We start from the raw sequence: 14,072 nt of genomic DNA, 5'->3' as shown, positions 1-14,072 counted from the left end.
CTTTTCATTAGTCCTTGCGGGCTTTCTTCACGATGTTCATAAATTCCTTGGCGCGTTCCGGATCGACCGCATTCCAGGTGTTGCCATCGACCTTCAGTGAAGAACCGACAATGCAGCCATCAGCAATCTTGAGGATATCGGCGACGGTTGCATGGCGCACGCCCGTATTGGCCAGAACCGCCGTGTTCGGCAGGACCCGCTTGACGGCTTCGAGGTCCGAAACATTGGCGGCTTCACCGGTGATTGTGCCCGACACCAGCACGGCATCCGGAATGGACGAGAAGACAGCCGAACGCGCCCGGTCGGGCAGGGGGCGGCGATCCATTGAATCCGCGAATTCAGCAGATACGTTGTCCAGCATGACAAGATCCGAGCGGCCAAGACGATTGCGATAGCGCATCGTTTCACCCGCATTTGGCGTCCATGGCCCCATGTCGGAGGCATAAGTGCCGGTCAGGATTTCGCGCATGAAGGACGCACCGGTTGCCGTGGCCAAAGCGACCGAGCTTTTGGGGTCCCAGAGAACGTTGACGCCAAAAGGCTTTGCGATTTCACCACGCAGGCGGCCAATAACATAGGCCATGGTCGCCGTGGAGGCGACATCGACAGCAAGTTCGTATGGACGGTCGTTTTCGTTGCCGAACATGACAGCATCGACATCAGCGTCCTGCAAAGCAGTGAGATCGCGACGCGCTGCCTCGACGATACCTTCGATGCCAGCTTCCGCGTCATAAAGCGGAGCGCCAGGCATCGGGTTAAGATGCACCATCGCGATGATGGGCTTCTTCGTCGGGAAAAGATCAAAAAACTTGCTCATGGTGAACCCCTTTGTTGTGCCCGTCTTCGGTTCAATCCGGAGACGGCGTTAGCTTCGTATTCTTCTTCCGACCTCTGGTCGGTTGATCTTCATGCGGTCTGCGCGCAGGATTGCCGGTAGCTCTGCGTAGTGATGCAGGTAGTGATCGATTGGATTTCCGGGCTGTTCAGCCAAACCGTAGCCGACGACCTTCATGCCTGCGGCACGCGCCGAGATTGCTCCCGTCAAACTGTCTTCGATTGCTATCATCTGTGCTGGAGCAAGGCGTAACCGCTCGGCCGCAGCCAGATAAGGCTCGGGATCAGGCTTGCCATGCAGTACATCATTGATGCTGATGGAAAAGCGCAGCTTGTCTGCAATTCCAAGCGCGGCGATGTTAGTGTCGACAATATTGCGACCGGAATTTGAGACGCATACCTGCAGCAGACCATACTCCTTTGCCGCGTCCATTGCTTCCAGGACGCCCGTGATGGGCCGAAGTTCGCCCGCATGAGCGATGTAATGGTCACGAATGCGTTCGATCCATGGCTCAAAGCTCAAATCGGCTGGCAATCGCGGTTTGACCGCTTCAAAGACGGCATCCATATGGACCCCGCGAAATCGTTCTTCTGGAATATCGCTGAGATCGGTGCCGAAATGCGCCGTGCCAGCCAAAAGTGCCTTATGGTGAAGCGGCTCACTATCAACGAGCGTACCGTCAATATCCCATGCGATGGCTTCGATCGTCATCGTTGTGATTACTCTCTGTAAAGCGGCTTGAGGTTGGTGTAGATCTCGCGGAAACGTTGGTAACCGCTGTTGTAAGTCGCTGCATTTTCGGGTCTTGGCAGGATGAGATCGCCGTTTTCAACGAAAGCGGCAATTCCCGACCAGCCGTCTACGGCATCTGCGCCCACAGCCGCCGCCCAGGCTGCGCCTAATGACGAGCCGGGATGCCCTTTGAGCTGACGAATTGGAGCCTGAAGCACGTCTGCCACGATCTGCATCCAGACGCGGCTGTTCGCACCACCGTCAGAAGCGAGATATTGCTTGGGGTGGTGCCCCATATCCTGAAGCACCTCGATATGGTGGCGTGCAGCATAGGCATAGGCCTCAAGCAATGCCCGCCAAACATGGCCGACCTTGTGATTGAGACTAAGACCGGTAATGGTGCCTCGGGCGAAGGGGTCATGGATAGGCGTCTTTTCGCCAAGAAAATACGGAACAATCGCCACGCCGTCAGCGCCCGCATCGATTTTCGCGGCAAGCGTATCGAGATGCTGGTGCAAGCTTAAACCCGCATCAACTGCAGCTTGCTTTTCGCCGCCTGCAAAGTTCTCGGCAAACCAGTTGAGCCCGGAACCGCCGGTCGACATGCAGCCATTCGGCATATAAAGCCCCGGTACCAGATGGTAGTCGAGGAACATGCGCGGATCGGGCGCTGCCTTTGCAGTCGCAACCAGAATGTCCAGCGCACCGCCAAATTTGAGCAGTACCTGACCTTCTTGCGAAACACCTGCTGCAAGCGCTGAGGCAATCATATCGGCAGCGCCGCCGACGACCGGTGTCCCCTCTGCAAGGCCCGTGGAGAGGGCAGCAGATTTCGTTATTGTTCCCATGACCGCATGAGATGAAACCTTCGCTGGAACGGTCGACAAAGGCAGGTGGGTTAGGGCGATCAATTCCGGGGACAACTCGTTGGTTGCGATGTCGACAAAACCAGCTTCCAGAGCCCAGTTTTGTTCAATCCGCCGGTCTCCGGTCAGCTTCCAGTTAATGTAATCATAGGAGCCGAAAACGGTTGCGATCTTGGCAAAGACCTCCGGTTCGTGCCGTTCGATCCAGCGCAGTTTGGTGGCGACAAGCTGCTGGTTTATGCCGTTGCCAGCCTTGGCAATGAATTCAGATTCCTCGATTTCACTGCGCAGTTCGGCGACCTCAGCGGCGACACGTCCATCGCTTTGCTGAATGCTCGGTCGAAGCACAGCACCATTCTCGTCAAGGAGAACAACTGCAGGCAACATACCGGTAATACCAACGCCAACAATCTCTGAGGCTGAGATGCCTGCTGTGCCAAGCAGCTCTTGAATGATGGCACAACAATTGCTCCACCATTGTTCCGGGTCTTCTTCAGCCCAGCCGGGCTGACGCGACGTCAGGGTAACGGGTCGCGATGTGATGCCGAGCACTTCGTCCGGAAGTTGCACGAGAATGCCGATTGTAGAGGTGGTGCCGATATCAAGACCTAGAACGCAGCTCATGGAAATTTCCGGTCAAATGCCTGTAACAGGGGGAGCGATGATGATCTCGACATTCGCTCTGGAAAGCGCGCTGGCGATATTCGGAGGAGGAGCCGCGTCGCTGATCAGGGTGTCGATTTCGTCGAGATCGGCGATCCTGATGAGGGACATATGGTTGAACTTGGCGCTATGGCAGAGAAGCACCTTGCGATTGGCGCGGCGCAGGTAGACCCGTTTCAGGTCACTGTCTTCCGGCGAATAATCGAAGAGACCATCTGCCGTAATGCCCGAAACGCCAATAAAGGCGATATCAAACCACAGGCGCTCAAACTCATCGCAGGCCGACTTGCCGCAGATGGAAAGTTCTTCACCGCGGATCTGACCCGCAGGGACATAGACTTCGCGTTGTGCGCCGCCGAGAAGCTGGGCGGTCCGGAGGCTGGAAGTAAAAAACTTGACACCCACGGTGTCACACAGGGCTTCGGCGAGAAGATAAGTGGTCGAACCGACATCAAGCGCGACGCTCATGCGGCGTTCAACAAGCTCCAGTGCCTTGGCAACGATGCTCATCTTTTCGGGATTGTGTTCACGCAGGCGGGCTGAAAAGGCAGGTTCCTCGCGGTCAAGAAAAGGCTCCGGCGCATCCTCGTCGATAACCGCTCCGCCATGGGTTCGAACGAGCAAGCCATCGCGTTCCAGTTCAACGAGATCACGGCGAATGGTCATTTCAGAGACGCCAAGTTCGACAGCGATATCAACAACCTGGAGAAATCCACGCTTGCGTGCAGCGTCGACGAGATGGGCATGGCGAACACGGGCAGGCAGCCGTTTTGCTTCCGCTGGCTGGATGTCCTTTTGCTTGTCCGTCATGCTTTCCTCCGGTGGTTCGACCAGACATTCAACTTATTCATTAGGAGAAGGATCGAACAAAATCAATCGCAAAAAAACATAAACGAACATAATTTTATGTATTGCCAACATAATCAAACAGTGAATATGCTTTTTCGTGATCGATAACATTCGTTCCGAGGGTGAACAAAATGACCAACGCTGCAATGCCGGGCAAACTGGCCAGCGAACTGAACGGCAAGCGCGCCATTGTGACGGGTGCTGCTTCCGGCATAGGCAATGCGATAGCGCGTGCATTGGCGCGCCATGGCGTGCGCATCGCAATTGCCGATATCAACGGTGATGCTGCGAAACGCGCAGCAAGCGAACTTGGCGGTGATGCTGTCGGACTGGCGATGGATGTCAGCCAGCGCGCATCCGTCGAGGCGGGCTTCGATGCTCTGATCGCCCAATGGGGTGGTCTTGATATCGTCGCGGCGAATGCTGGTGTTTCAACGATGAACCGTGCCGTCGACCTCACTGACAAAGAGTGGGACTTCAATTTCGACGTCAACACACGTGGCGTGTTTCTGACCAATCAGATTGCCGCCCGCTATTTTCTCGCCAGCGGCACCAAGGGCGTGATCGTCAACACGGCGTCGCTCGCCGCCAAGATTGGGGCGCCGCTTCTGGCCCATTATTCAGCAAGCAAATTTGCAGTTCTTGGTTGGACACAAGCACTGGCGCGTGAACTCGCGCCGAATGGAATTCGCGTGAACGCGGTTTGTCCAGGTTTCGTGAAAACCTCCATGCAATCGCGTGAAGTGGAATGGGAAGCGGAACTGCGCGGCATTACCCCTGAACAGGTCATTGCCGATTATGTATCGCAGACCCCGCTTGGTCGTCTCGAAGAACCGGAAGATGTCGCTGAAGTGGTTGTTTTCCTCTGCTCGGATGGCGCGCGCTTTATGACCGGACAAGGCATCAATGTGACCGGTGGCGTCTATACGACCTAGTGCAGACAAGGCGCTTCACGCCAGATGTGAGGCGCCCACGAACAAGAATGGCTGACAAAGTGCAGTCACCTCCAGGGGAATAACGGCGGCCGGCTAAAAATGGCCCGTGTCGCTGATCGTGCAGAAGGGTAGACCTGAATGGCGTCGATCGAACTAGAACACGTCTCCAAACTATACGCCAATGGCGCCTATGGGGTGCGTGATGTCGATCTCAAGATCGAGGACGGCGAGTTTGTAATTTTTCTCGGACCATCTGGTTGCGGGAAATCGACGACATTGCGCATGATAGCAGGGCTTGAGGGCATCACCTCCGGCGACCTGCGTATTGGCGGTAAATCCGTGACGCGGCTCCCGCCAAAGGATCGCAATGTTGCGGTCGTGTTTCAATCCTATGCACTCTATCCGCATATGAGCGTGCGGCAGAATATGGGTTTCGGTCTCAAGATGCGTGGCGTGCCCGCTGCCGAGATTGCAGCCAAGGTTTCCGATGCTGCCAATATGTTGGGGCTGAACAAATATATTGATCGCAAGCCCGCCGCGCTTTCTGGGGGACAGCGGCAGCGCGTTGCGCTTGGCCGGGCGATTGTCCGCGAGCCTAACGCCTTTCTCCTCGACGAACCGCTTTCAAACCTTGATGCACAATTGCGTGCAGAAATGCGGCTGGAACTGGTCAAGCTGCATCGCAGGCTTGGCAAGACCATCATCCATGTGACGCACGATCAGGTCGAGGCCATGACCATGGGTGATCGCATCTGTATCATGCGCGACGGTGTGATGGTTCAGGTAGGCGCTCCTCTGGAGGTTTATGCCAATCCTGCGGATACGTTTGTTGCAAAGTTTCTGGCGACACCGCCGATGAACCTCATCCCCGTGCAACTCACCTCATCTGGCGAGGAAGAGTTGCAGGCAAAGGGCGATGGTGTCGATATTCGCATTCCAGCGATGCACAAGCCGCATTATGCGGCCAGCAGCGGCAAACCGCTTCTGTTAGGCATCAGGCCTGAAGACATTTACGAAGCCCAGAACAATCCCGATTGGCAGCCGCTCGATCTGACTGTCGTTGCGGTCGAAAAACTGGGCGTCGAGACGGTCGTCATCGGGCAGATTGGAAACGACAAACCGCTGGAACTGAATGCCCGCGTGAGCCGCCACTTTACCGCCGAAGTCGGGCAAAAGGTACGGTTGTTCATCGATACCAGGCCGATGCATCTCTTTGATGCCGAGACCGAAAAGGTGATCAAACGACCACCGTTAGAACCCGGCCTTGTGACGGTCTAGGAGATGGCGATGCGCAAGATAGTCATCCATACGGGCCTTTTCATCGTATCGCTTGCGATCCTGTTACCATTGCTGTGGACTCTTCGAACAAGCTTTGTTCCAGAGCAGATGGCCTATTCCACCGAACTGATGCCACAGTTCACCTTCCAGAACTATGTGGATCTGTTCACGCAAAAGCGCTTTGGCGTCTATTACCTTAACAGTCTGATTGTGGCGACGGGCTCTGTGCTACTCGCGCTGCCCTTTGCGGCAATGACGGGCTATGCCTTTGCGCGCTTCAAGACCGGCGGTCCGCTGGCCCGTTTCACCGTGCTTGCCACTCAGATGCTTCCGCCAGTGGCTATTGTCTTGCCAGCCTTCATGCTGTTCCGCTCAGTGGGCATGACCAATTCTGTGCTCGGCCTGACGATTGCTTATGCTGCAATCAATCTGCCGTTCCTGATCTGGATTCTCATGGGTTTCTTCGAGGGGATTCCTGTCGATCTGGAATGGGCAGCGCAGACAGATGGCGCCAGCGCCTGGGGTGCGTTCTGGCGTATTGTCGTGCCTGTTTCTCTGCCCGGTATCGCAGCGGCAGGTGTGCTGGGCTTCATCCTTGCCTGGAACGAATTCCTGTTTGCTCTGGTGCTGAGCGGCCCGGCGACAGCGACCGTGCCTGTTGGTCTTGCCTCTCTACAGACCTCCAACGGGGTTCAGATTGCGAAAGTGGCGGCGGGCGTCATTCTGGCCATTTTGCCGCTCGTGATCGCATCGCGTTTCATCCAGCGCTTCATCGTGCAGGGGCTCACATTCGGCAGCGTCAAATGACGCCAAGATAAATTGCATGCGGGTAAACATAACAAAGGGAACCACGAAAATGCTGAAATATGGGAACAAATTAATGGCGGGCGTCAGCCTGCTTCTTCTGGCGGGTGCAGGATACGCACAGGCGGAAACCGTCACGCTGCGCGCCCTGATGGAAGATGTGCCCGAAACGCACATCATTGAAAAACTGCTGCCGGACTTCGAGAAGGAAACCGGCATCAAGGTGGAATTTGAAAAGGTGGGTTATGGCGACATGCATGACAAGCTCGCCACGCAGCTTGTCTCGCCCGAAAGCTATTACAATCTCCTTGAGGTGGACTTCCTGTGGGCAGGCGAATTTCCCGCTGCCGGTTGGTTGACCGATCTGAAGCCTCTCGCCGAACGCGACAAACTTGATCTGTCCGAATTTATCCCCTCAACACTCGATCTGCTTGGCCGGACCGACCAGGCCATGCCGATCCTGCCGATGTACAACTACTCGATGGGCATGCTTTATCGAAAAGACCTGCTGGACGATCCAAAGCTCAAGGAAGCCTATAAAAGCGAGTTCAATGCCGAGCTGAAGAAGCCAGAAACGCTTGAAGACTATGTGCAGGTCGCCAAATTCATGAAGGCGAAGGCAAATGTTGCGGGCGCGGCCATGCAGGGCCAGCGTGGCGATCCGAACAGCATGGAGTTCTCCAACTACCTGTTCTCGGCAGGTGGCGGCTATCTCGACAAGGACCGCAAGGTTACCCTCGACAGCCCGGAAGCCGTCAAGGCGCTGACACTTTATGTCGATGCGATCAAGAATGCGGCGCAACAAGGCGCACTGTCGGCCACATTGGATGATACGATGCGCCTCATGTGCAGCGGCGAAGCTTTCAGCATGGTCACCTATTGGTGGATGCTGCCTCAGATGGACAATGCCGAAAAGTGCCCGAATGTTGCTGGCAAGGTCGGTCTTTCCGTGATGCCGGGTGGCCACGGCGAAAGCGGTGGCTGGGGTTGGGGCATTCCGAAGAACACATCACCAGAAGCACAGGAAGCAGCCTGGACTTTCATCAAGTGGGTGCAGAGCAAAAAGATCGGCGTCGCACGCGCGCTTGAGGGCCATGCGCCTGTCAGCGAAGCTGTCTACAAGGACGCCGACGTCTTGAAGAAGTACCCGTTCTATGAACAGGCTCTGGATGTCGTCGCTTCTGGAAAGTCGTTCCCGATATTCGCCTATTCGGCGCAGTATGAAGATGTTCTCGGCACGCAAGTATCGCAGGCGGCAGGCGGTGAGATTACGCCGAACGCAGCCATAAAGGCAGCCGCTTCAGGTCTGGAAGACCTTCTCAAGAAATAATGCTTTTGCCGCCCTTCCTGTTGAAAGGGAGGGCGGCAGAAAATCTTCAGTTTCATCCCGGCGGCATTCTAGGAAACGTTCGTATGTCCACGTCCACCACTGCAATCGACCGAACCTGGAAAACCGGCTGGGCGTTTTCCTTGCCAGGATTACTGACACTTGCAGTCGTCATGGGGCTGCCGCTTCTGTATGCCGTTCTCATGTCGATTTCCTCGATGACACTGATGCGGCCATCGCTGTTACCGTTCACGGGCTTTGAAAACTATGCGCGGATCATGAGCAATGCTCAGTTCTGGAGTTCACTATGGCTGACGGTCAAATATTCGATCGTCACCGTGGTTGCCGAGTTTATACTCGGGCTGGGGATCGCGCTCATGCTGAACGCGGTCGTGAAAACTAAACCCATCTACTTCGCAATCCTGACAATCCCGATGGCCATGTCTCCGGTAAGTGTCGCCCTTATCTGGCGTATGCTGCTGCAGCCCAATCTGGGTATCGTGAACCACATGATGGAGACCATAGGTCTGCCAAGGCTTGACTGGCTTGGCTCGTCGGACCTCGCGATCTGGTCTATGGCAGCCATCGATATCTGGCAGCAAACATCCTTTGTCGTGCTTATCCTTGCGGCTGGACTGGCTTCGTTGCCGCGTGACCCTTACGAGGCAGCGGAAGTAGACGGCGCTGGCAAGATTGAACAGTTCTGGTACCTGACCCTGCCGATGTTGCGTCCCGTTGCGGCTATCGCCATCATCATCCAGCTGATCAATGAGTTCCGCACGTATGATCTGACCTATGTTCTGACGAAGGGTGGCCCCGGCACGTCGACGGAAGTCTTGAGCTTCTTCGCCTATAGACAGGCGTTTCTCGGGCTCTCCCTCAACGAGGGTTCGGCAGCGGCGTTCATCCTGCTTCTGATCGTGCTCGTCATAACAATTGTCTTCTTCTGGGTTCTAGAAAACAGACGGTTTCGGGACGTCGGCTAACCCTTAGCAAGACTATGCAGTTTCAGCCTTACTTCATTTCGGGCAGAAGCAACCGTTCAGAACACCAGTTCCAAACAGCATCGACGGCCTTTCTCGGTGAGGTCGACCGTTTGCGGACAAGGTAATAGTCCGGTTCTATCATGATTGTGGGCTCGGCCACTTGCACCAGTCGTCCGGTCGCGAGGTCGGACGCAACGAAGGCTCTACATGCGAGAGCGACGCCTTGACCGGCGAGAGCAGCATCCAGTGCAAGTGCTGTCTGGTTGAACATCGCGCCTGGCAGTTTTCCTTTTGAGCCAAGAAGCTCAGGCCAGTGATTATGCGCATCGTGCAGAAGCGGCATTTCCCGAAGCTGTTCGCTTGTCAGCGGCAAAGGCCTGTCGTCGATGAGATAGGGGCTGGCAACAGCTACCAGTTCCTGACGAAACAACAGTTTTGCATCAAGCGTAGACGGAAAAGGCGGTCGTGTGAGGCGCACCGCAATGTCCACATTGTCCCGGTCGAAATCGGAAACCGCCTCCGTCGCAACGGTGCGCAATTCCACGCCTGCGAGATCCGCATGAAGTCTGGCCAGTCGTGGAATAAGAAGTTTCGCCGCGACAGTCGGCGTAACGCTAATCGTAACCGTCTCCGGTCTGTCCAGAAGCCGTCCGGTCGCTTCTCCAAGCGTATCGAAGGCACGGGTCACATCCGCCAGATAGTTCGCACCTTGCGTAGTCAGGGCTAATCCACGTGGCAGGCGATGAAAAAGCGTCAGGCCGAGATGATCCTCCAACGAACGGACTTGTTGTGCAACAGCGCCTTGCGTGACACGCAATTCGTCCGCCGCGGCACGGAAATTCAACCTGCGGCCCGAAGCTTCAAAGGCGCGCAGGGCATTTAATGGAGGCAGTTTGCGGCGTGACGGGTTCATGGATTAGCCTGTAGATTTTCTACAGTATAATGCGTTTCTTTCTGGCGCGAAAGTCTTATCGAAATTTGGCATAGTGTGCTCAATATCGAAACAAAGGAGCCTTTGATGTCTGGAGAAAAAGTTGCAATCATCACCGCTGGCGGTTCCGGCATGGGCGCTGCGGCTGCACGCAAGCTGGCGCAGGACGGATATCGCGTGGCGATCTTGTCGTCATCCGGCAAGGGCGAAGCGCTGGCGCAGGAACTGGGCGGCGTGGGCGTCACGGGGTCAAATCTGGTCAATGACGATGTGAAGCGACTTGTCGATATGGCGATGGACAAGTGGGGCAGGGTGGATGCACTGGTCAATTCTGCCGGTCACGGTCCGCGTGCGCCGATCCTTGAGCTGACCGACGAAGACTGGCACAAGGGCATGGAGGTTTACTTCCTGAGCGCCGTGCGCCCGATCCGTCTGGTAACGCCGATCATGGAAGCACAGGGCGGCGGCGCTATCGTCAATATTTCGACGGCATGGGCTTCCGAACCTTCGGCCATGTTCCCTACCTCTGCGACATTCCGGGCGGGTCTGGCCAGCTTTACGAAGATATTCACGGATAACTACGCTGCCAAGAACATCCGTATGAACAATGTACTGCCCGGCTGGATCGACAGTCTTCCGTCTACTGATGAGCGGCGCGACAGCGTGCCGATGAACCGCTATGGCACGGCAGAGGAAATCGCCGCGACGATCGCGTTTCTGGTGTCTGATGGGGCAGGTTACATTACCGGGCAGAACCTTCGCGTTGACGGTGGCGTGACCCGTTCCGTTTGATCGGTTCTCGTCTGAAACAATCAAGAAGCGGTGTCGGTCATTGGGCCAGCGCCGCTTCTTATTATATGGAGTGACGCAGAATGGAGCCCATCGAAGAAGTGGAACTTGCTGCATGGGCAGAGCTTGAAGCGGCGGCGGCGTCTCCGGAATCCGGCTTCCGTTATGTGAATCTCTGTTCGGTTGATGCCGAAAACCTCCCTCAGGCGCGAATGGTTGTGCTTCGGCGAACCGACGTGACCAAACGGATGCTTGAATTCCACACGGATACACGCAGCGCCAAATGGCGTGAATTTAGCGCGCATCCTTATGCGACCTTGCTCGGTTACTGTTCACAGACGCGTCTGCAGCTTCGGTTGCAGGGAACAGTTGAGCTTCACGCGCAGGGTAGCGCAGTTGCCGAAACAGCTTGGGAAATTCTTCCCGCTAGGACGCGTGCGACCTATGCAGGAGGCCCACCTGGAGACGAACGCGCCTTTGTGACTGACGAACAGCCCTTTGTATCGGAACTTGCAGACGGTGCCGAGGGTAAAGAGCACTTCGGCGTGCTGGCTTTCCGCGCCGACACATTGGATTGGTTTCAGCTTCGGCGGGAGGGCAATCTCAGGGCGCGATTCAGCTATGACCCTGCTGGCGTGGTAATAGCTTCCGAATGGATCAATCCTTGATACGAAACCAACTCGCTTGCAAGGTGTACTTCAAAGCTAGAACCTACCCTAGCCAGATAATTAAATCGCGTAATCTATCTTATGGAACTTACGGAAAGCCTGAGTGCACACCGCAGCCAATCAGATAACTCGTTCAGCTTTAACCCATCGCAACGACTTCAGTTCGGTTGCGTCCGTTATTCTTTGCAGCGTACAGTGCTTTATCTGCGCGTATCATCACGTCGTCAAATTTGGTCGGCGTATTTCGCGTCACAAGTCCAATCGAAACCGTCACCGATATGGACACGTTCTCTATCGCGAAACTGCTCTCAGCCACCGCATGGCGGATATGTTCCGCCGCCATTTCGGCGTCCAGACTACTTTTCTCTCCAAAGATAATAACGAATTCCTCACCACCCGTCCGAGCGATGAAGTCGTCTGCTTCCAGGACACTTTTCAATCTCTGCGCAAGAGTTTGTAGGACAAGATCGCCTGCAAAATGGCCATAGGTATCATTGATGGATTTGAACCAGTCAATGTCTAGAACCGCTACTGCGCGATGCCTCGAATTCTCGTCGTTGGATTCTATAATTGATGTACCATAAGCGATAAGTGAGCGCCGGTTTGGAAGATCAGTTAAATAATCGCGAGACGCGGCATTCTGCCAACGGCGCTTCACCTGATCGGAGCACATCAGCAGGAATGTCGTCGTCCCGATGACAGGTAGCACCGATAAGAAGACAGGCGTGACACTGTTCATCCAATGGGTGTTGTCGGCTATCGTAAAGTTCGCTTTAGTATCCAGCGATACATATAAAATTGCACGAAGTATCGTCGTAAACGCGGCCATCATATAGATGACCGACATCGCAAACCGGCTTCGGGATTGATACTCCGCCGAATGCTCTTTGCTGATCAGAATTGACGTGGATGCAAGCATAATGATGGCCCATAGAACCGATACTACGACCACACGTGCTTTGATATCTGGGACGTAAACTACATAGTAGAGAAATGCGAGCATTCCAAAAAGCGGCACCAACAACACATTTGAGTAAAGTGGCAAGCCGTGAAACCGTCTTATGGCAAGATGATACATGCTGAGCGCCGTAACGAGAACCACATTGGCGACAATGACAGTGAGATCTTTGGGCAAGTAAACTTCGGCTGCAAAAATTCCGCAACCTAATGCCACAAGAAGCGTCGCCCACTGCCAAATACGGGCGGCTGGTCGCAGAGCGGCAGGAAAATCCGACAGGATGGCACTCAGAACGCCACCATTTGCGAGAATGATCAGCATGACTGTGATATAAACTGATTTTGCGTCCATGCCCCGCCCTCTTCGATACTGAAGAAGTCGAAATGCTCCCCAGGTCGCCGGAATGCTTTATATTAAATGTGCTTATTTTCCCAAATCGAATTCAAGATAGCAAGTAGTGCCTAAACGATACTAACAACTATAATGTAGAGTGCACTCATTGTTAAATGCATAAGAATTGATAATTGCAGTATCGTAGAGTGACGCGTCGGCCTTTACCTGTTCAGCATTTTCCGCATTTGTTGATTTTCGGTGTTGAGCTTTTGGGCCAGTTGCCGTTTTAGCGTGGCATTCTCTGCTTCAAGCGCAGCCAGTTCATCCAATATGTCAGCTGGGGCTTTGGAAACGGGCTTGGCTTTCATCGGCTTGTCAGCAATCGGCTTCAAGCGACGGGGAGTATTGGTTTTTTTCTTGGCAGGGACGGGAGAAACCTTGGCTTCAACTGCGGCAGGCACTTCCGGTTCTGGCGAGGCTATGCTCACTTTTGTGGCGACAGGTTCTGCCATATCGACAACGAGAATCTTGGGCTCAGTCTTGGCTTCTATCCGTGGCGTTGGCGCGTGGACAAGTGCGGCTGGCTCATTGTCTATCGGGGAGACGGCAGGTGTTACCTGATCGGCAGATATTGGCGCCTTGGCATCCTCTTCCACTTCCCGTGCAATCGACTTCAGATCAAGGTTGCCCCAAAGCGCATTGCCGCTCTTGCGCGCACGCCGGTTCTTATATTCAACGACAACATTGCGGATTGGATTCTTCATCCGAAAATAGCTTTCTCAATCAAATTCCGTGGAGGTGCCCCGACAGGTACTGTGCTCTACCTATAGATTTAAACCTCCGTTTTCAACAATCAATCCTGCTTCATAATAGATCGCCTCATCATCCTTATGTGAGGGCATCTCTTCACAAATTGTCAAAGTAATGGCACTTATAGTTGCATTAAGCATTGTCCCATATATTCGGCACCCGGAAAGCTGACCCGAGTATCAATTCAGGAGAAACTGAACATGGCTGATGAAACCATTGTAGAAGCAAACCAGGCCGCAGCAGCTGAGCCTGTGAGCGCCAAGCCGAAAACCCGCGCACCGCGCAAGAAGGCTGAGCCTAAAGCTGCG

General features: G+C 54.7%; 14 protein-coding genes. 7 read left to right on the top strand and 7 right to left on the bottom strand.

Annotated features, from left to right (window positions below):
• Window positions 1-7: 7 nt before the first annotated feature.
• The 4 genes from ACTJKP_RS09930 to ACTJKP_RS09915 are packed head-to-tail and all read right to left on the bottom strand — an operon-like array spanning window position 8 to window position 3,906.
• Window positions 8-817, bottom strand: a complete 810-nt coding sequence (locus ACTJKP_RS09930; protein ID WP_109365979.1) for a BtpA/SgcQ family protein — start codon at window positions 815-817, stop codon at window positions 8-10.
• Between the two features lie 48 nt (window positions 818-865).
• The gene (locus ACTJKP_RS09925) at window positions 866-1,546 is read right to left on the bottom strand and encodes an HAD family hydrolase (protein ID WP_440630511.1); all 681 of its coding nucleotides are present in this window, start codon (window positions 1,544-1,546) and stop codon (window positions 866-868) included.
• Window positions 1,547-1,554: 8 nt separating this feature from the next.
• The gene (locus ACTJKP_RS09920) at window positions 1,555-3,057 is read right to left on the bottom strand and encodes an FGGY-family carbohydrate kinase (RefSeq protein WP_440630510.1); all 1,503 of its coding nucleotides are present in this window, start codon (window positions 3,055-3,057) and stop codon (window positions 1,555-1,557) included.
• Between the two features lie 12 nt (window positions 3,058-3,069).
• Window positions 3,070-3,906 (bottom strand): DeoR/GlpR family DNA-binding transcription regulator, encoded by an 837-nt coding sequence (locus tag ACTJKP_RS09915; RefSeq protein ID WP_440630509.1) that lies wholly within the window; start codon window positions 3,904-3,906, stop codon window positions 3,070-3,072.
• Window positions 3,907-4,076: 170 nt separating this feature from the next.
• Here ACTJKP_RS09915 and ACTJKP_RS09910 point away from each other — a divergent pair, with 170 nt between their 5' ends.
• The 5 genes from ACTJKP_RS09910 (at window position 4,077) to ACTJKP_RS09890 (ending at window position 9,275) form a co-directional block, all read left to right on the top strand.
• Entirely contained in the window at window positions 4,077-4,880 is an 804-nt protein-coding gene (locus ACTJKP_RS09910; RefSeq protein ID WP_440630508.1) for an SDR family NAD(P)-dependent oxidoreductase, read from the top strand.
• Window positions 4,881-5,018: 138 nt separating this feature from the next.
• Window positions 5,019-6,158 (top strand): ABC transporter ATP-binding protein, encoded by a 1,140-nt coding sequence (locus ACTJKP_RS09905; RefSeq protein WP_440630507.1) that lies wholly within the window; start codon window positions 5,019-5,021, stop codon window positions 6,156-6,158.
• Window positions 6,159-6,167: 9 nt separating this feature from the next.
• A complete protein-coding gene (locus ACTJKP_RS09900) occupies window positions 6,168-6,965 on the top strand; it encodes a carbohydrate ABC transporter permease (RefSeq protein WP_078337097.1) in 798 nt (265 codons plus the stop codon).
• A gap of 73 nt (window positions 6,966-7,038) precedes the next feature.
• On the top strand, window positions 7,039-8,292 hold the full coding sequence (locus ACTJKP_RS09895) for an ABC transporter substrate-binding protein (RefSeq protein ID WP_440630506.1): 1,254 nt from the start codon (window positions 7,039-7,041) through the stop codon (window positions 8,290-8,292).
• 83 nt (window positions 8,293-8,375) lie between these two features.
• Window positions 8,376-9,275: a carbohydrate ABC transporter permease gene (locus ACTJKP_RS09890; protein WP_138785591.1), complete on the top strand. Its 900-nt coding sequence runs from the start codon at window positions 8,376-8,378 to the stop codon at window positions 9,273-9,275.
• Between the two features lie 28 nt (window positions 9,276-9,303).
• Here ACTJKP_RS09890 and ACTJKP_RS09885 read toward each other — a convergent pair whose 3' ends face one another.
• The gene (locus ACTJKP_RS09885) at window positions 9,304-10,188 is read right to left on the bottom strand and encodes a LysR substrate-binding domain-containing protein (protein WP_440630505.1); all 885 of its coding nucleotides are present in this window, start codon (window positions 10,186-10,188) and stop codon (window positions 9,304-9,306) included.
• A gap of 105 nt (window positions 10,189-10,293) precedes the next feature.
• Here ACTJKP_RS09885 and ACTJKP_RS09880 point away from each other — a divergent pair, with 105 nt between their 5' ends.
• Together ACTJKP_RS09880 and ACTJKP_RS09875 are read left to right on the top strand one after the other, a co-directional pair.
• Entirely contained in the window at window positions 10,294-10,998 is a 705-nt protein-coding gene (locus tag ACTJKP_RS09880; RefSeq protein ID WP_440630504.1) for an SDR family oxidoreductase, read from the top strand.
• Window positions 10,999-11,078: 80 nt separating this feature from the next.
• Window positions 11,079-11,663, top strand: coding sequence for a pyridoxamine 5'-phosphate oxidase family protein (locus ACTJKP_RS09875; protein ID WP_440630503.1), 585 nt, complete (start codon window positions 11,079-11,081; stop codon window positions 11,661-11,663).
• A 139-nt stretch (window positions 11,664-11,802) separates the two neighbouring features.
• On the opposite strand, the gene ACTJKP_RS09870 is transcribed toward ACTJKP_RS09875, so the two are convergent.
• Together ACTJKP_RS09870 and ACTJKP_RS09865 are read right to left on the bottom strand one after the other, a co-directional pair.
• Window positions 11,803-12,972, bottom strand: a complete 1,170-nt coding sequence (locus tag ACTJKP_RS09870; RefSeq protein WP_440630502.1) for a diguanylate cyclase — start codon at window positions 12,970-12,972, stop codon at window positions 11,803-11,805.
• Between the two features lie 203 nt (window positions 12,973-13,175).
• Window positions 13,176-13,718, bottom strand: coding sequence for a hypothetical protein (locus tag ACTJKP_RS09865; protein ID WP_440630501.1), 543 nt, complete (start codon window positions 13,716-13,718; stop codon window positions 13,176-13,178).
• Window positions 13,719-14,072: the final 354 nt, after the last annotated feature.

It is taken from the genome of Brucella sp. 22210 (assembly GCF_052045675.1).
Classification (GTDB): Bacteria; Pseudomonadota; Alphaproteobacteria; order Rhizobiales; family Rhizobiaceae; genus Brucella.
This window is presented reverse-complemented; position numbering and strand designations above follow the sequence as displayed.